Source organism: Micromonospora noduli (assembly GCF_003264365.1).
Classification (GTDB): Bacteria; Actinomycetota; Actinomycetes; order Mycobacteriales; family Micromonosporaceae; genus Micromonospora; species Micromonospora noduli.
This window is the reverse complement of the sequence record NZ_PYAK01000002.1, coordinates 47828-64205: the sequence shown is the minus strand read 5'-3', so window position 1 is coordinate 64205 and position 16378 is coordinate 47828. Positions and strand designations below refer to the sequence as shown.

The 16378-nt window shown below is 70.7% G+C and carries 16 protein-coding genes and 1 riboswitch; of the genes, 7 read left to right on the top strand and 9 right to left on the bottom strand.

The features are described 5' to 3' along the window. Window positions 1-204: 204 nt before the first annotated feature. Window positions 205-421: riboswitch (cobalamin riboswitch) on the top strand. A gap of 192 nt (window positions 422-613) precedes the next feature. Then, window positions 614-2935 (top strand): ribonucleoside-diphosphate reductase subunit alpha, encoded by a 2322-nt coding sequence (locus GUI43_RS01845; RefSeq protein ID WP_249037636.1) that lies wholly within the window; start codon window positions 614-616, stop codon window positions 2933-2935. Window positions 2936-2994: 59 nt separating this feature from the next. After that, the gene (locus GUI43_RS01840) at window positions 2995-3990 is read left to right on the top strand and encodes a ribonucleotide-diphosphate reductase subunit beta (protein WP_112602787.1); all 996 of its coding nucleotides are present in this window, start codon (window positions 2995-2997) and stop codon (window positions 3988-3990) included. Here the strand turns inward: GUI43_RS01840 and GUI43_RS01835 are convergent. Then, the gene (locus GUI43_RS01835; protein WP_112697731.1) at window positions 3987-4901 is read right to left on the bottom strand and encodes a MerR family transcriptional regulator; all 915 of its coding nucleotides are present in this window, start codon (window positions 4899-4901) and stop codon (window positions 3987-3989) included. The two genes, GUI43_RS01840 and GUI43_RS01835, sit on opposite strands and share 4 nt — an antisense overlap. Before the next feature lie 118 nt (window positions 4902-5019). On the opposite strand from GUI43_RS01835, the gene eno reads away from it, so the two are divergent. Then, a complete protein-coding gene (gene eno, locus GUI43_RS01830; protein WP_112602553.1) occupies window positions 5020-6285 on the top strand; it encodes a phosphopyruvate hydratase in 1266 nt (421 codons plus the stop codon). On the opposite strand, the gene GUI43_RS01825 is transcribed toward eno, so the two are convergent. From GUI43_RS01825 to GUI43_RS01815, 3 genes are read right to left on the bottom strand one after another with little or no spacing between them, the layout of a single operon-like run. Beyond that, window positions 6267-6707 carry an arsenate reductase ArsC gene (locus GUI43_RS01825; RefSeq protein ID WP_112697729.1) on the bottom strand — a complete coding sequence of 147 codons (441 nt, stop codon included), beginning with the start codon at window positions 6705-6707 and terminating at the stop codon, window positions 6267-6269. The genes eno and GUI43_RS01825 overlap by 19 nt on opposite strands. 17 nt (window positions 6708-6724) lie before the next feature. Continuing rightward, complete coding sequence (gene arsB / locus GUI43_RS01820; RefSeq protein WP_112602551.1) at window positions 6725-7816, bottom strand: ACR3 family arsenite efflux transporter; 1092 nt, start codon at window positions 7814-7816, stop codon at window positions 6725-6727. Next, window positions 7813-8166, bottom strand: a complete 354-nt coding sequence (locus GUI43_RS01815) for an ArsR/SmtB family transcription factor (protein WP_112697727.1) — start codon at window positions 8164-8166, stop codon at window positions 7813-7815. The genes arsB and GUI43_RS01815 overlap by 4 nt, the downstream gene beginning before the upstream one ends. Before the next feature lie 95 nt (window positions 8167-8261). Between GUI43_RS01815 and GUI43_RS01810 the strand changes: the two genes are divergently transcribed. Both GUI43_RS01810 and GUI43_RS01805 read left to right on the top strand, forming a co-directional pair. Then, window positions 8262-8759, top strand: coding sequence for a GNAT family N-acetyltransferase (locus tag GUI43_RS01810; RefSeq protein WP_112697725.1), 498 nt, complete (start codon window positions 8262-8264; stop codon window positions 8757-8759). A 45-nt stretch (window positions 8760-8804) separates the two neighbouring features. After that, the gene (locus GUI43_RS01805; RefSeq protein ID WP_112697931.1) at window positions 8805-10199 is read left to right on the top strand and encodes an FAD-dependent oxidoreductase; all 1395 of its coding nucleotides are present in this window, start codon (window positions 8805-8807) and stop codon (window positions 10197-10199) included. A 195-nt stretch (window positions 10200-10394) separates the two neighbouring features. Here the strand turns inward: GUI43_RS01805 and GUI43_RS01800 are convergent, their stop codons facing one another. Beyond that, on the bottom strand, window positions 10395-10748 hold the full coding sequence (locus tag GUI43_RS01800; RefSeq protein WP_112589793.1) for a TraR/DksA family transcriptional regulator: 354 nt from the start codon (window positions 10746-10748) through the stop codon (window positions 10395-10397). A 118-nt stretch (window positions 10749-10866) separates the two neighbouring features. On the opposite strand from GUI43_RS01800, the gene GUI43_RS34875 reads away from it, so the two are divergent. Both GUI43_RS34875 and GUI43_RS01790 read left to right on the top strand, forming a co-directional pair. After that, on the top strand, window positions 10867-11457 hold the full coding sequence (locus tag GUI43_RS34875; RefSeq protein ID WP_112697723.1) for a TetR/AcrR family transcriptional regulator: 591 nt from the start codon (window positions 10867-10869) through the stop codon (window positions 11455-11457). Between the two features lie 122 nt (window positions 11458-11579). Further along, window positions 11580-11930: a DUF1330 domain-containing protein gene (locus GUI43_RS01790; RefSeq protein WP_112697721.1), complete on the top strand. Its 351-nt coding sequence runs from the start codon at window positions 11580-11582 to the stop codon at window positions 11928-11930. 63 nt (window positions 11931-11993) lie between these two features. On the opposite strand, the gene GUI43_RS01785 is transcribed toward GUI43_RS01790, so the two are convergent. The 4 genes from GUI43_RS01785 to GUI43_RS01770 all read right to left on the bottom strand — a co-directional run bounded on the left by GUI43_RS01785 (window position 11994) and on the right by GUI43_RS01770 (window position 16242). Continuing rightward, a complete protein-coding gene (locus tag GUI43_RS01785) occupies window positions 11994-13205 on the bottom strand; it encodes a ferritin-like domain-containing protein (RefSeq protein ID WP_112697719.1) in 1212 nt (403 codons plus the stop codon). Next, window positions 13202-14047, bottom strand: a complete 846-nt coding sequence (locus GUI43_RS01780) for a phosphate/phosphite/phosphonate ABC transporter substrate-binding protein (protein ID WP_112697717.1) — start codon at window positions 14045-14047, stop codon at window positions 13202-13204. The genes GUI43_RS01785 and GUI43_RS01780 overlap by 4 nt, the downstream gene beginning before the upstream one ends. Beyond that, window positions 14047-15216, bottom strand: coding sequence for an acyl-CoA dehydrogenase family protein (locus tag GUI43_RS01775; protein WP_112697715.1), 1170 nt, complete (start codon window positions 15214-15216; stop codon window positions 14047-14049). The genes GUI43_RS01780 and GUI43_RS01775 overlap by 1 nt, the downstream gene beginning before the upstream one ends. A gap of 78 nt (window positions 15217-15294) precedes the next feature. Further along, the gene (locus tag GUI43_RS01770; RefSeq protein ID WP_112697713.1) at window positions 15295-16242 is read right to left on the bottom strand and encodes an ion transporter; all 948 of its coding nucleotides are present in this window, start codon (window positions 16240-16242) and stop codon (window positions 15295-15297) included. Window positions 16243-16378 lie beyond the last annotated feature (136 nt).

Here is a 16378-nt window from a genome sequence, read left to right as displayed (position 1 = left end):
GGCGTATGAGTGCGGCCTGCGCCACCCTGGCCTCGATACGTCAAATCTCTGTCGACTGTCGACACCCGCCCGGAGAGCCCGTCTCCGGTGCCGGGCGTCGGTCGGCGTGGCGTGGCCGGCCGGGGTGGTGACGGTGGTCACCGAGTCGGTGCCGACACGCCCGAGAACGACATGTGGGGTGTGACAACGGCTGCGTCCCTATATATGGTGTCGAGCGCAGCTGGTTCGGCCGCTCATCCGGGGTGGTCGAGGCAACAGGGAACCCGGTGGAAATCCGGGACTGTCCCGCAGCGGTGAGTGGGAACGACCGCCGTCAACAGCACTGGGCCACCAATCGGCCTGGGAAGCGACGGCCAGTAGGAGACCGGCGACACCGGTCGTGCCCGCGAGTCCGAAGACCTGCCAGCGCGCCGCGTACCCGTACCCGGGTGGGCGGCGGTCCGAGGCCGCGTGGGACGGCTGACGCCCCCTGACCCACGCCGGGCTGGCGTGGCGTCCGTTGGTGTCTGTCTCCTCGCGTCCGGGCCACCAGGTCTCGAACTCCGAGGAGCGAGTGGTGACAGTCACCGAGGTAGTCCCGACCAGCGGCGACGCGACAGTGCGGCGGACGCCGATGCAGGTCCGCAAGCGCGACGGCGGCACCGAACCCGTGGACGTGAACAAGATCGTCCGAGCGGTTGAACGGTGGGCCGACGACCTGACCGACGTCGACCCGATGCGGGTGGCCACCCGCACCATCAGCGGCCTCTACGACGGCGCGACCACTGCCGAACTGGACCGGCTGTCCATCCAGACCGCGGCCGAGATGATCGGTGAGGAGCCGCAGTACTCGCGCCTCGCCGCGCGGCTGCTGGCCGGTTACGTCGACAAGGAGGTGCGTCGACAGGGCATCACCTCGTTCAGCGCGGCGATCCGGGTCGGCCACGCCGAGGGCCTGATCGGTGACGACACCGCCGCGTTCGTCGCCGCGCACGCCGCGACCCTCGACCACGCCATCGACCCGGACGGCGACCGCCGGTTCGAGTACTTCGGCCTGCGCACCGTGTACGACCGCTACCTGCTGCGCCACCCCACCAGCCGACTGGTGCTGGAGACCCCCCAGTACTGGCTGCTGCGGGTGGCCTGCGGACTGTCCCGGACGGCCGACGAGGCGGTCGACTTCTACCGGCTGATGTCCAGCCTGGCCTACCTGCCCAGCTCACCGACCTTGTTCAACTCCGGCACCCGGCACACCCAGATGTCCTCCTGCTACCTGGTCGACTCCCCGCTCGACGAGCTGGACTCGATCTACCAGCGGTACGCCCAGGTCGCCAACCTGTCCAAGTTCGCCGGTGGCATCGGCATCGCGTACTCCCGGGTCCGCTCCCGAGGCGCGCTGATCCGGGGCACGAACGGGCAGTCCAACGGGATCGTGCCGTGGCTGCGCACGCTGGACGCGAGCGTCGCCGCGGTGAACCAGGGTGGCCGGCGCAAGGGCGCGGCCTGCGTCTATCTGGAGCCGTGGCACCCGGACATCGAGGAGTTCCTGCAACTGCGGGACAACACCGGCGAGGACGCCCGGCGCACCCACAACCTCAACCTGGCCAACTGGATCCCGGACGAGTTCATGCGCCGGGTCGAGGCCGACGAGCTGTGGTCGCTGTTCGACCCGCACGAGGTGCCCGAGCTGCCCGACCTGTGGGGGGAGCGGTTCGACGCCGCGTACCGGGAGGCCGAGGCGCACTGTCGCTACGTGCGGCAGGTCCCGGCACGGGAGCTGTACGGGAAGATGATGCGGACCCTCGCCCAGACCGGCAACGGATGGATGACCTTCAAGGACGCCGCCAACCGACTCTGCAACCAGACCGCCGAGCCGGGCAACGTGGTGCACCTGTCGAACCTCTGCACCGAGATCGTCGAGGTGTCCAGTGACACCGAGACCGCCGTGTGCAACCTCGGCTCGGTGAACCTCGCCGCCCACCTCACCGACGGCGGCATCGACTGGGAGCGGCTGCGCGCCACGGTGCGGACCGCGGTGACCTTCCTCGACCGGGTCATCGACATCAACTACTACCCGACCGCGCAGGCGGCGGCGAGCAACCCCCGGTGGCGGCCGGTCGGACTCGGGCTGATGGGCCTCCAGGACGTCTTCTTCGCGCTACGGCTGCCGTTCGACTCGCCGGCCGCGCGGGAGCTGTCCACCCTGATCAGCGAGGAGCTGTACCTGACCGCGCTGGAGACCTCCGCCGACCTCGCGCGCGACTTCGGCGCGCATCCGGCGTACCCGCAGACCCGGGCCGCGCGGGGCCAGCTCCAGCCCGACCTGTGGGGTGTCGAGGGTACGCAGACCGCGCGGTGGGACGCGCTGCGTGAGCGGGTCGAGGCGTACGGGCTGCGCAACTCGCTGCTCGTGGCGGTCGCGCCGACAGCGACCATCGCCTCGATCGCCGGGTGCTACGAGTGCATCGAGCCGCAGGTGTCCAACCTGTTCAAGCGCGAGACTCTGTCGGGGGAGTTCCTCCAGGTCAACACCGCTCTGGTACGCGAGCTGAAGGCCCGCGGTCTGTGGACCGAGCGGATCCGTTCGGCGATCAAGCGGGCGGAGGGGTCGGTGCAGGACATCGCCGAGCTGCCGGCCGGCGTACGGGAGCTGTTCCGCACCGCGTGGGAGCTGCCGCAGCGGGCGCTGATCGACCTGGCCGCCGCCCGCGCCCCGTTCATCGACCAGTCCCAGTCGCTGAACCTGTTCCTGGCCGCGCCGACCATCGGCAAGCTCTCGTCGATGTACCTGTACGCCTGGAAGGCCGGCCTGAAGACCACCTACTACCTGCGTTCGCGCCCCGCGACGCGGATCCAGCAGGCCACCGTCAGCGCTGTCGCGCCCGCCGTCGGGGTTGACGCGGAGGCGCTGGCCTGCTCGCTGGAGAACCCCGAGTCGTGCGAGGCCTGCCAGTGACCCCCGCCGACAGCGCCACCACCACCGACGCCAGCACCACCGACACGAGGACCACGCACATGCTGCTCGACCCCGGGATGGACCTGACTCTCCGCCCGATGCGCTACCCGCACTTCTTCGACCGGTTCCGCGACGCGATCCGCAACACCTGGACGGTCGAGGAGGTCGACCTGCACGCCGACCTCGCCGACCTGGACAAGCTGTCGCCGGCAGAACGGCACCTGGTCAGCCGCCTGGTGGCGTTCTTCGCCACCGGTGACACGATCGTCGCCAACAACCTGGTGCTCAACCTCTACCAGCACGTCAACAGCCCGGAGGGTCGCCTCTACCTGTCCCGTCAGCTGTTCGAGGAGGCCGTGCACGTCCAGTTCTATCTCAACCTGCTCGACACGTACGTGCCCGACGAGACGGAGCGCTTCGAGGCCTTCGCCGCCATCGAGAACATCCCCTCGATCCGTCGCAAGGCCGAGTTCTGCTTCCGATGGATCGACTCACTGAACGACCTGCGGGAGCTGCGGTCCCGCGAGGACCGGCGGACGTTCCTGCTCAACCTGATCTGCTTCGCCGCCTGCATCGAGGGGTTGTTCTTCTACGGCGCGTTCGCGTACGTCTACTTCCTGCGCTCCCGCGGCCTGCTGCACGGCCTCGCCTCGGGCACCAACTGGGTGTTCCGCGACGAGTCCATGCACATGGCGTTCGCGTTCGACGTCGTCGACACCGTCCGTGCCGAGGAACCGGACCTGTTCGACGACGACCTCGCCGACCAGGTTCGCCGGATGCTCACCGAGGCGGTCGAGTGTGAGGTGCAGTTCGCCGAGGACCTGTTGGGCCATGGTGTGCCCGGTCTGACGTTGGCCGACATGCGGGAGTACCTCCAGCACGTCGCCGACCGCCGCCTCGCCCAGCTCGGCATCGCCCCGCACTACGGGTCGAGCAACCCGTTCGGCTTCATGGAGCTGCAGGACGTCCAGGAGCTGTCCAACTTCTTCGAGCGGCGGGTGTCGGCGTACCAGGTCGGGGTGACCGGCACTGTCGCCTTCGACGACGATTTCTAGGCGGCAACCGATCCGGGGGCCTGGCGTCGCTTGGTGAGCCACCGCATCACGTGCAGTGGGTGCGACGCCGGGTCCGGGATCGGGTGGAAGACGTGTTCGACAGCGCCGTCGGCGACGATCAGCGTCAGCCGCTCGTAGAGCGTCATGTCGCCGGCGGTGCGGGTCGGCAGCCGCAGCGCGTCGGCCAGGGTCAGCCTCGGGTCGGGGATCAGCGGGTAGGGCAGCCGCAGTCGGTGCGCGAGTTCTCGCTGGTACCCGGTCGACTGCGCGGACAGGCCGTACACCCGCGCGGCGCCGGCCGCGCGGAGCTCGGCGTGGTGGTCGCGGAACCAGGCGGCCTGCTCGGTGCTGCCGCGCGCGCCGTGGATCTCCAGCAGCCCGTTGGGCAGGTCGACGCCCGGTCGTCCGGTCAGCGGGTAGACGAAGATGACGCTGCGGCCGGGGCCGAGCGCGCCGAGATCGACCGGGCGGCCGTCGGTGCCGTAGAAGGACAGCGCTGGCAATCTGACGCCGACCAGCGTGGTGGGGTCGGCGCCTTCGGCGGGACTGCCGGGTACGACCTGGGTCGCGGCGGCGTCCAGGCGGGCGTCCAGCGCGTCCCGCTGGGCGGTCAGCTTGCCGATCCGTTCCTGGAGGTTGGTGATGGTGCTGCGGTACGTGGCCACCGCCGCCGCGCACACGTCGGTGTCGTCGGAACCATCGGCGATCGACTCGACGAACGGGCGGGTCTCCTCGACGGTGAGGCCGAGCGCCATCAGCTCCCGGATCTGCGCCACCAGCCGCACCGCGATCGGGTCGTACTCGCGGTAGCCGTTGCCCAGCCGCCGGGGTACGACCAGCCCGGCCGACTCGTAGTACCGCAGTGCCCGGACCGTGGTTCCGGTCCGGCGTGCCAACTCACCCACCCGCATCCCGCGACCCTAAACCCGCACCCCGGGGTACGGGTCAACGTGTCCATCGTCGCGGTGTCAGGGCCGCCGTTTCCTGCCAGTCTGGCTGCGAACAGGCAGCTTGAGCAGGGAGTGTGTGATGACGGCAATCAGTCGGGTGCGTGCTCGGCAGATCCTCGACAGCAGGGGCAACCCGACAGTGGAGGCCGACGTGGTCCTCGCCGACGGGTCGACCGGCCGGGCGGCCGTGCCGTCCGGCGCGTCGACGGGGGCGAACGAGGCGGTCGAGCTGCGCGACGGGGACCGGACGCGTTTTCACGGCAAGGGCGTCAGCACGGCCGTCGCCGCGGTCAACGGCGAGATCGCCGACGCGGTGCTCGGGCTCGACGCGGAGGACCAGGCCCTGATCGACGAGACGATGATCGCTCTCGACGGTTCCAAGGACAAGGGTCGACTGGGCGCCAACGCGATCCTGGCGGTGTCCCTGGCGACGGCGAAGGCTGCGGCGTTGGCCCACCGGCAGCCGCTGTACCGCTACGTCGGTGGCGTCGGCGCCCGCCTGCTGCCGGTGCCGATGATGAACATCATCAACGGTGGCGCGCACGCCGACAATCCGCTCGACTTCCAGGAGTTCATGATCGCCCCGGTCGGAGCGCAGACGTTCGCCGAGGCGGTCCGGATGGGCGCGGAGGTCTTCCACACCCTCAGGGCGTCCCTGGCCGCCGCCGGGCACAACACCAACGTCGGTGACGAGGGCGGCTTCGCGCCGAACGTCACGGACGCCGACGAGGCGCTGCGGTTCGTGCTGCGCGCCATCGAGGACTCCGGTTACCAGCCCGGCGTCGACGTGCGGATCTGCCTCGACCCGGCCAGCTCGGAGTTCTTCCGCGCGGGCGTCTACGACTACGTCGGCGAGGGACGCCGGCGCACCGTCGAGGAGCACATCGACTACCTGCTCGACCTGGTCTCCCGGTACCCGATCAGCTCGATCGAGGATCCGATGGCCGAGGACGACATCGCCGGCTGGAAGCGACTGACTGCGGTGGCGGGGGAGCGCGTGCAGCTGGTCGGCGACGACGTCTTCTGCACCGACGTCGACCGGCTGCGCGACGGGATCGACGGCGGCTACGCCAACGCGATCCTGGTCAAGGTCAACCAGATCGGCACCCTCACCGAGACCCTGGCGACGGTGGACGCCGCGCACAAGGCGGGGTACCGGGTGGTGATGTCGCACCGATCCGGGGAGACCGAGGACACCACCATCGCCGACCTGGCTGTGGGCGTCGGCTGCGGTCAGATCAAGACCGGCTCGCTGTCGCGCTCCGACCGCACGGCCAAGTACAACCAGCTCATCCGCATCGAGGAGGAGCTGGGCGAGCGCGCCCGCTACGCCGGAGGCCGCTGAGGGGTGTGCCTCGGTCCGGTGGCGAGGTTCAGGTCGGTGAGGAGCTTCTCCACCCGGTCCCGGATCTCGTCACGGATCGGGCGCACGGCGTCGACGCCCCTGCCGGCCGGGTCGTCGAGCTTCCAGTCCTCGTAGCGTTTGCCGGGGAAGACCGGGCAGGTGTCGCCGCAGCCCATCGTCACGATGACGTCGGACGACTCCGCCGTGGCGTACTCCAGAAGTTTCGGGGTTTGGTCGGTGATGTCGATGCCGACTTCGCGCATGGCCTGCACGGCGGCGGGGTTGACGGTGTCGGCCGGGGCGGAGCCGGCGGAGCGGACCTCGACGGTGTCGCCGGCGAGGTGGCGCAGCCATCCGGCGGCCATCTGGGAGCGGCCGGCGTTGTGGACGCAGACGAACAGGACGCTGGGCTTGTCACTCACGGGGGGTGCCTTCCGGGTTACGCGGTTGCGGAGTTCGTGGGGGTGAAGAAGCGGCGCCGCGCCCACAGGGAGACGTAGACGAGCCCGACGAGGACGGGTACCTCGATCAGGGGGCCGACGACTCCGGCGAGGGCCTGGCCGGAGGTGACGCCGAAGGTGCCGATCGCGACGGCGATGGCGAGTTCGAAGTTGTTGCCGGCGGCGGTGAACGCGAGGGTGGTGGTGCGTTGGTAGCCGAGGCCGATGGCCCGGCCGAGGGCGTAGGAGCCGGCCCACATGAGGGTGAAGTACACCAGCAGGGGCAGGGCGATGCGGACGACGTCCAGGGGTCGGGTGGTGATGGCGTCGCCTTGCAGAGCGAACAGGATCACGATGGTGAACAGCAGCCCGTAGAGGGCGGCCGGGCCGATGCGGGGTAGGAAGCGGGCCTCGTACCAGGTGCGGCCCTTGGCGCGCTCGCCGAGGCGGCGGGTGAGGTAGCCGGCGAGCAGTGGGATGCCGAGGAAGATGAGCACGTTACCGGCGATGTCCCAGGCCGAGACCGTCAGCTCGGCGCCGGAGAGCCCCAGCCACTGGGGGAGTACGGAGAGGTAGAACCAGCCGAGCACGCCGAAGGCGACGACCTGGAAGACGGAGTTGAGGGCGACCAGGACGGCGGCGGCTTCCCGGTCGCCGCAGGCGAGGTCGTTCCAGATGATGACCATGGCGATGCACCGGGCCAGGCCGACGATGATCAGCCCGGTGCGGTACGCGGGTTGGTCGGCCAGGAAGATCCAGGCCAGGGCGAACATCACGGCGGGGCCGACGAGCCAGTTGAGGACCAGCGAGGAGATCAGCAGCCGCCGGTCGCCGGTGACGGTGTCGAGTCGGTCGTAGCGGACCTTCGCCAACACCGGGTACATCATGATCAGCAGGCCGACCGCGATCGGTAGCGAGATCCCGCCGATCTGCACCGCGTCCAGGACGCTGTTAAACCCGGGGATCAGCCGACCGAGGAGCAGGCCGGCGACCATCGCCAGCCCGATCCACACGGGGAGGAACTGGTCGAGTCGGGAGAGGCGGCCGACGACGGCGCTCTCGGCCGGGTCGCTCTGCAGGGTCGTCGTCATGTCGCCGGCGCCACGGTGAGCAGTGCGGCGAGCTGGCGGAGGATGCCCGTCCGGGCGCGGTAGTAGACCCAGGTGCCCCGGCGTTCGGCGTCGACCAGCCCGGCCTCGCGCAGCGTCCTGAGGTGGTGCGAGATGGTCGGACCGGTCAGGTCGAACGCGGGGGTCAGGTCGCAGACGCAGATCTCCCCGCTCTCGGCGGAGGCGATCATCGACAGCAGCTGCAGCCGCACCGGGTCGCCGAGGGCCTTGAACGCGGGCGCGAGCACAGCGGCGGCCTCGGCCGGTACGCGTCGCTCGGCCAGCGGGAGGCAGCACGACACGTCCACGGTCGGACCTGCTTGATTCGACATTCCTCTAGGTTGACACTTCTCTAATCAGTGTGCAACTGTCTGATTCGACAGACGTCGAGACAGTCCGCTGATCTCTTCCGGAAGGCAACCCGCTGATGGCCGACATCACCGTGCGCCCCATGACCGACGCCGACGCCGAGCGGGTCCTGGCGATCTATCAGGCCGGTCTGGACGCCGGCAATGCCAGCTTCGAGATCACCGCCCCGACCTGGGCGGCGTTCGACGCCGCGCGCCTGAGCGCGCACCGTTTCGTGGCCGCCGACCGCGACGGGGCCGTCCTCGGCTGGGTCGCAGTCTCGCCGACCTCGACCCGCGCGGTCTACGCCGGAGTGGTCGAACACTCCGTCTACGTGGACCCGGCCGCCCAGGGCCGGGGCGTCGCCCGGCTGCTGCTGACCGCGCTGATCGCCTCCACCGAGGCAGCCGGCATCTGGACCATCCAATCCGGAGTCTTCCCGGAGAACACCGCCAGCCTGACCCTCCACCAGCGGGCCGGCTTCCGGGTCATCGGCGTACGCGAGCGCGTCGGTCGCCATCACGACCGCTGGCGCGACGTCATCCTGCTGGAACGTCGCAGCCCCACCATCACCTGACCAGCCGTGGCCCTCAAGACGGGCCACCACACCGAGGAGCCACTGATGAACGCTCTGGACGACCTTCCCACCATCGTCATCGGCGCCGGCCCGACCGGTCTCGCCGCCGCCGCGCACCTGCACGAACGCGGGCTGCCCTTCACCGTCCTCGAAGCCGGCGACACCCCGGGTGCCGCGGTACGCCAGTGGGGGCACGTGCGGGTCTTCTCGCCATGGCGTTACAACATCGACCCGGCCGCCCGTCGGCTCCTCGACGAGGCCGGCTGGGTCGCCCCCGATCCGGGGGCACTGCCCACCGGCGCGGAGCTGGTCGACGACTACCTCCGGCCCCTCGCGCAGCTGCCACAACTGAAGCCACACGTGCGGTACGGGGCACGCGTCGAGGCGATCAGCCGGCTCGGCCTCGACCGGCTGCGTACCGCCGGACGCGACACCGCACCGTTCCTGCTCCGCCTCGCCGACGGCGACGAGCTGGTCGCCCGCGCCGTCATCGACGCCTCCGGCACCTGGAGCACGCCGAACGTCCTCGGCGCGTCCGGTCTGCGCGCGCGAGGGGAGGCCGACGCGGCGGCGTACCTGGAGCACGCGCTGCCGGACGTCCTCGGCGCCGACCGGGGTCGGTTCGTCGGACGCCACACCCTGGTGGTCGGCGCCGGTCACTCGGCCGCGAACACCCTGCTGTCCCTGGCGGAGCTGGCTGCCGTCGAGCCCGGCACCGAGGTCACCTGGGCCATCCGGGCCGCCGCGCCGACGCGTACCTACGGCGGCGGGGACGCCGACGCCCTCCCGGCGCGGGGCGCGCTCGGCGTACGGCTGCGTGCGCACGTCGACGCCGGACGGATCCGGCTGCTCACCGGCTTCTCCGTGCAGACGCTCACCCCGACGGGCGGCCGGGTGAGTGTGGCCCTACGGCACGGCGACGGCAGGGTCGAGTCGATCACCGTCGACCGTGTGGTCGCGGCCACGGGCTTCCGCCCCGACCACAGCATCGCCGCCGAGCTGCGGCTGGACCTCGACCCGGTGCTGGGTGCCACCCGTGCCCTGGCACCGCTGATCGACCCCAACGAGCACTCCTGCGGCACCGTGCCGCCGCACGGCGTGGACGTACTCGCTCACCCGGAGCAGGGCTACTACGCCGTCGGTATGAAGTCCTACGGCCGGGCACCGACGTTCCTCATGGCCACCGGCTACGAGCAGGTCCGCTCCGTGGTCGCCGCGCTGGCCGGTGACTGGGCCGCCGCCCGCGACGTCCAGCTCGACCTGCCCGAAACCGGTGTGTGCAGCAGTGACTCCGCCGTCTCGGCGGGCGGCGACGACTGCTGTGGGCCGCAACCGACAGGGCGCGGACTGTCGACCGGCATCTCCGGAGGGCTGCTGTCCGCACCGATCAGCCTCATCGCCCTCGACGCCACGCCCGCAGGAGGTTGTTGCGCCAGCTGATCACCGGTTACGACGGTGCTCCTGGAGGCTTCACCGCGATGAGCGGTATACCTGTGAGTCATATTTATGACCCACAGGTATACCGCTCGTCAGAGCGAGACGCCGGGCAGCCCGCGTAGTCGGACGGTCCCCCCGAAGTGAGACCCCCTCCTGCCGGGGGCGCGGCCGGGCGGACCACCGCCAAGGCAGGCACCGTCACCGTCGGCTGGCACAGGCGACACACGTACGCGCGGACGGGCGGGCGACGAGTCGCTCGGCGGGAATCGGCCGGGCGCACCGTTCGCACACGCCGTAGCTGCCGTCGTCAACCCGTCCCAGCGCGACGTCCAGCTCGGCCAGGCGTCGGCGGGTGGCGTCCAGGACGGCGGTGAGCTGCGCGCGTTCGAAGGCGATAGTGCTGCCCTCAGGGTCGTGCTCGTCATCGGCGTTGGACGACCGGGACGCCTCGAAAAGGCTCCGGAGGTCGCCGTCCAGGGCGGTGGCCTGGATTTGGGTCTGCTCGCGCAGCCGCAGCAGCTCCTCGCGGACCGCGCTGGAATCCCTGTTCATGGCCGTTCCACAGTACCTGGGGGATGACGGCGGTCACATCACTGGCATTCCGAGACGACCGGTCATATCGTAGTGTCTGCCAGTCAGCCGGAACCCCGGGCGAGAGGAGTGCCACGAGATGCCACGAACGAAGTCGCCGGCCTCCGCCGGGACCCGGCAACGGTTGTCCGACGCCGCGTTGGACCTGTTCCACCTGCGGGGCTACAACGGGACGAGCGTCCAGGACATCGTCGCCGCGGCCGGGGCGCCCAAGGGCACCTTCTACAACCACTTCGCCAGCAAGGAGGACCTCGCCCTCGACTCGGTGGCGAGATACTCCGCAGCGATGGGGCTGGAGATGCTCGACGAGAAGCAGGGCGGCACCCCGCTTGAGCGGATCACCGCTCATCTGAGCTACATCACCGGCCTCGGCGACACCATGGGTGACCGCGGATGCCTGCTCGGCAACTTCGCCACCGAGATCCCGGCGCACAGCGATGTCCTGCGCAACGCCGTCGACGCCGGCTTCGGCCGCTGGGTCGCCGCGCTCGCCACGGTGATCGAGCAGGCGCGGGCTGCCGGTGAACTGCACGGCGACGAACCCGCCGCTGATCTCGCCGGCTTCGTCGTCTCCAGCTACGAGGGCGCGGCAGCGCGGGCGAAGGCATCCGGTGACCCGGCCGCCCTGCGCGAGTTCTTCACCATCACCACGGCCCGGATCCTCACCTGATCCGCGTCCGGTCCCCTCGGTAACAGTCCGCGTCGTTCCTTTCGACCCGGTCCGTACCCAATCCAAGACGACCGGTCGTACGCCTTCGACCGGGAAGTAGCACCCGCATTGAGGAGTGAGACATGAGCACGTACCTGATCAATCACCTGCGTATCCCGGGCGGAGTGCCGACCGAGGAGTCCCTGCGTTACCTGGAGCAGGTACAGGCCACCACCGAGGCGTACGGCGCCAGGTGGCTCGTCCTGGATGCCCAGGTGCAGGTCCTTGAGGGCAGCTGGCCCGGTTCGGTCGTGCTCATCGAGTTCCCGGACGCGGAGACCGCCATGACCTGGTACAACTCGCCCGAGTACCAGGCGATCCTGGCGCTACGCGTCGATCACACCATCAACGACCTGGTCCTGGTGGACTCCGTCGGCCCGGACTTCACTGTGGCCGGCTACGCGCGTCAGATCCGAACCCTGCTCGGCCAGTGACCAGCGCCCGCTGACCTGCCGTACCGCGATCCCCGCGCACGCCCCGCCGTGCGCGGGGATCGGCTACATGAAGTTGCGGGTGTGCAGCGCGGAGAGCGCCGCCGCCTCGTCGGGCCGGAAACCCAGGCGGACGAGGCGGCGCTGACGGCCCTGATCCATCGCGTGTTGCAGAGCCTGCACCCGGTCGAAGCCGGCGGACACGTCGTCCGGATGCCAACCACCCGCCGCGAGCAGCACCAGCGCGTCGAAGACGTCCGCGTTGAGCCCCGCCGTGTCGACCAGCGCGTCGTGGCGGCGGTGGATGGCCGCCCGCAGTCGGTCCCGCAGCAGCGGATCCAGCCGCGCCTGATGCTCCAGGTGTGCCATGCCGAACAACACGTGCCGGCGCTCGTCCTGCATGGCGAGCCAGCAGATCCGGCGGGTGACCGGGTCCGGGGCGTTCTCGTGCAGGAACGAGAGCAGGTCGACGAAGCTGCCCTCGCCGAGCACGGAGAGCAGGAACGACGCCAACGCGAAGTCCGACTCCGCGACGAGGGTGAACAGCGACTGCCGACCGCCCGCGGATGACGTGCCCATCTCGGCGCCCCGTAGCAGCGCCCGCCGGCTGAAGACCTCCATGTGCCGGGCCTCGTCGGCCATCTGCACGGCGAGAAGCTGCACCACCTCCCGAAAGTGCGGATGGATGCGCCCCACGAAGCGGGCCGGCACGACGAGGGCGGCCTGCTCGTTCTCGACCAGGTAGGTCATCACCTGCACCACCGCTGCCTCGACGTCGGCCGGCAGCGCGAACGGGTCGTTCCACGGCACCGCGGTCTGCGGGTCCCACTGTCGGGCGGCAGCCTGCGCGTACAGGTGGGGGGCGATGTCGGCCCAGACCAAATCGCGGTCGTCCAGGTCGAACCGGGCCTCCGGACCACCGGCCTCGAGCAGCGCGCCCCGGGCGCCGAGCGCCCACCTTGCGGGTGGACGACTGCTGAGCGCCGACGGCAGGGCCGGCCCGGCCCGCTCCGCGCCGAACCAGCGGTCGTCATCCGCCGACCCCCGGACCACCACCGCCACGAGCTCGTTCGGCTCGCCCCGATCCGGCCATTCGACCCGATGGCCCCGGCCACGACACCAGGCGGGCAGGTGTACGCGCAGCGCCGGGTCGCGCCCGGAGACCGCCAACCGGCCGCCGGGCGGCAACCCGGCCAGGGCGCGCTGCACGAGCAGGTGCGCGCCCCGGCCGAAACCCAGGTCACCCAGGTCGACAGCGGCACCCGGTGTCGCGCTCACGGCCGGTAGTCCGTGGCCGTCACCCGCCCGTCGAGGGAGTAGAAGCCGCTGGTGTCGACCGCGTCGGCGAGGGCGTCATACCCCGTGGTGCGGCCCTCCCGCCAGGCCGTCAGCCCCTCCAGGTCGAGCAGCGGACGCACCTGCGGATCGGCGTACGACATGCCGAGCAGCAGCGTGCCGAAGAGCCGGACCCCGTCGGACTCCGGCGCGCGGACCGTCATGTTGCAGTGGTCGTAGCGTGCGGTCTGCGCCACGATCCGGGTGCTCTCGGGCGGTAACGTGCCCTCCTGGACGAACGCCAGGTGGTTGGCGTCGATCATGCAGGCGGCGTCGACCTCCCCGGCCACCAGGGCGCGGGCCGCGTCGCGCTCGCCGCCGATGTGGTCGCCGTGCAGGCCGACACCCACGTCGAAGCGGCGTACGTCGACAGCCACCCCGGCTGCCGCGAGGTGGTCCAGCGGAATCAGCGTCGCCTGTGGACTGTCGACCGCCCCGACGGCGACCACCCGTCCGGTGAGGTCCGCGATCTGGTGCACCGGTGAGTCCGCGCGAACCACCACGACCGAGGTCAGGTCCTGGTCGGTGTCGCGCATGGTGAGCGCGCGTACGGCCGTGCCGTTGACGGCCGCCAGCCGCTCGGCCCGTACCCAGGCCAGGGGAGAGTTCCAGGCCGCGTCGATCCGCCCGGCGAGGAGGTCCTCGACCTGTCGCTCGTAGTGGGAGTAGAGGACGAAGTCGAAATCCAGGCCCCGCCCGCGCAGCCAGGTGCGGAAGCCCTCCCAGATGGTCACCACCTTCGGGTCGTACGCGACCGCGCCCATGAGCACGGTTGGCGCGGGCATCAGCGGTTGGCCTCGTCGAGCAGCGGCAGCCCGGTGGCGAGCCGACCGACGAAGTCGTGCAGCGCGTCGGTGGTCGGCGCCATCACCCGGGCCGCGCGGGCGTCCCGGAAACGGCGCTCAAGGCCCAGCTCCTTGCGGAAGGCGCTGCCGCCGCAGAGCTGCATCGCGCCATCGGTCACGTCGGCGACGGTCTCGCCGGCGAGCGCCTTGACCTGGAGCACCCGCAGCATCGCGTCGTCGCGGCCGGTCTCCAGTGCGGTGAGCGTGTCGCCCAGGAAGGCTCGCAGCGCGTCGGTGCGGATCATCAGCCGGGCGAGGTCGCGTCGGGTGACGGGCGCGTCGCGCAGGGCGGCGCCGGTGTGCGTGAGCGTGGTCCGGGTGAGATGTCGGCCGGCCTCGGCCACCGCGCTGTCGGCGAGACCGAGGCAGAAGGCGGCGTTGAGCACCAGGAACCAGGGCAGGACCGCACCGAGCGCGGTGTCGAGCCCGGCCCCGTCGGCCGCCATCCTCGCCGTCGCCGGCACCCGGAGTCCGTCGGCGGTCATCGGCCGGGAGCCGTTGCCCCGCAGGCCCAGCCCGTCGAAGTCGCCAGTCACGCTCAGGCCGGCGCTGTCGGCCGGCACCAGCCACAGCGTCATCGGGCCGGCGTCGCGGGTCAGCGGAAGGCTCGACCAGACGTAGCTGTTGGCCTCGCCGGCCGAGGTGACCCAGCTCTTACGGGCGTCGAGGCGGACGGTGTCGTCGTCGGCGGCTGTCGCGGTGCCGGTCGGCGACCAGAAGTGGCTGCGCGAGCCGTACTCGGAGAACGCCAACGTGGTGAGGTGATCGCCGGAGGCGATGGCCGCGCGGACGTCGTGCGGGCCGTGCGCCTCAATGACGGCGGTCGCCGCGTAGTGCATGAGCACCACCATCGCGGTGGACCCGCACTCGGCGGCCAGCCGCTCGATCACCTCGGCGACCGCCCGCATGCCGCGGCCGGCGCCGCCGACCTCGGTCGAGGAGGCCAGGCCGAGCAGGCCGGCTGCGGCGAGAGCGTCGACACCCGGGCGCGGGAAGGCCCCATCCCGGTCGACGATCGGTGCCTGTGGGCGGATCACGTCGTCGATCACCGTGCCGAGCGCGTCCGTGGGATCGGTGGCGGTCTGGGCATTGTCGACAGTGGTCGTCATGCTCGGAACCCCTCAAGGCAGGCCGATGGGACCGCCGTCGACACTATCCGAACCCGAAGACGCAGCGCGAGCGTCGGATCACCGTCTGGCGCGGGCGTTGTCCCGGTGGGGTCGGCCGTGCCCGTCGTCCCGGTCGATGCGCAGCTCGCGCTCCAACTCGGTGATGACCGCCCGCAGGTCGTCCAGCCGTTGGGTGAGCGCGATCCGGTCCACCTCGTCCGGTACGCCGTCGCCGTCCTCGTCGTACCCGGGAGCCAGCCGCTCGGTCATCTCCAACCGGCGGGCCTCCTCCATGGAGTTCACGATGACCGCGATGAGGATGTTGAGCAGCAGGTTGACGGTGATGACCACGTAGCTGACGTAGTAGAGCAGCGTCCATGGTGAGATCGCCATGCCCTGCTCGATGAGGTCCGGCAGCGTCTCCAGCGACAACAGCACGAACAGCGTCAGCAGCGATCGGCCGATGTCGCCGTACTCCTCCGGATACCTGTTGCCGAAGATCAGCCAGCCGGCCATGCCGTACACGTAGAGCGTCACCACGGCCAGGGCGAGGAACCCGGTGACGCCCGGCAGGCTGCGCCACAGCGCGGAGACGATGGTCCGCAGACCCGGTGAGAACCGGACCAGGCGGACCATGCGGGCGACCCGGACGACCCGCAGCAGCGCCGGGTCGCCGTGCAGGCCCGGGATGAAGATCGCCGCGATCACCACGAAGTCGAAGACGTTCCAGCCGTGCCGGAAGAAGTCCTGTGGGCGCCTGCCGTAGGCGGCCAGCCGGACGGCGATCTCCACGACGAAGACGGCCCGGAAGAACAGCTCCAGCGCGTGCAGCGCGGTGCCGGCCGGGCTCAGATCGTCGTACGTCTCCAGGCCGAGAACGATGCCGTTGGCGAGGATGACCACGACGATGGTGACCTCGAAGGGCCGCGACCGGGCGAGCAGGTCGCAACGGTCGGTCCAACCCGAGCGGTGCGGCGGCGGTGTGGACGGACCACCCCGCTGGGCGGGCGCGGGTGCGTCACTCACCAGTCGGCCGGCTCGATGGGGCGCGCCGGGGCCGGGGCCCACCTCTGGCCGTCGTCGTGGCGGTGCGGCTGGTGTGCGGGCATGCCCACCAGCCTAGCCAAGATCAACGACGCTGCGCGACCACGCCGTCCGTGCA

Coding starts and splice junctions, on each gene's coding strand:
- GUI43_RS01845 (WP_249037636.1), top strand. CDS start 614: ATGCAGGTCCGCAAGCGCGACGGCGGCACCGAACCCGTGGACGTGAAC.
- GUI43_RS01840 (WP_112602787.1), top strand. CDS start 2,995: ATGCTGCTCGACCCCGGGATGGACCTGACTCTCCGCCCGATGCGCTAC.
- GUI43_RS01835 (WP_112697731.1), bottom strand. CDS start 4,901: ATGCGGGTGGGTGAGTTGGCACGCCGGACCGGAACCACGGTCCGGGCA.
- eno (WP_112602553.1), top strand. CDS start 5,020: ATGACGGCAATCAGTCGGGTGCGTGCTCGGCAGATCCTCGACAGCAGG.
- arsB (WP_112602551.1), bottom strand. CDS start 7,816: ATGACGACGACCCTGCAGAGCGACCCGGCCGAGAGCGCCGTCGTCGGC.
- GUI43_RS01815 (WP_112697727.1), bottom strand. CDS start 8,166: ATGTCGAATCAAGCAGGTCCGACCGTGGACGTGTCGTGCTGCCTCCCG.
- GUI43_RS01810 (WP_112697725.1), top strand. CDS start 8,262: ATGGCCGACATCACCGTGCGCCCCATGACCGACGCCGACGCCGAGCGG.
- GUI43_RS01805 (WP_112697931.1), top strand. CDS start 8,805: ATGAACGCTCTGGACGACCTTCCCACCATCGTCATCGGCGCCGGCCCG.
- GUI43_RS01800 (WP_112589793.1), bottom strand. CDS start 10,748: ATGAACAGGGATTCCAGCGCGGTCCGCGAGGAGCTGCTGCGGCTGCGC.
- GUI43_RS34875 (WP_112697723.1), top strand. CDS start 10,867: ATGCCACGAACGAAGTCGCCGGCCTCCGCCGGGACCCGGCAACGGTTG.
- GUI43_RS01790 (WP_112697721.1), top strand. CDS start 11,580: ATGAGCACGTACCTGATCAATCACCTGCGTATCCCGGGCGGAGTGCCG.
- GUI43_RS01780 (WP_112697717.1), bottom strand. CDS start 14,047: ATGCCCGCGCCAACCGTGCTCATGGGCGCGGTCGCGTACGACCCGAAG.
- GUI43_RS01775 (WP_112697715.1), bottom strand. CDS start 15,216: ATGACGACCACTGTCGACAATGCCCAGACCGCCACCGATCCCACGGAC.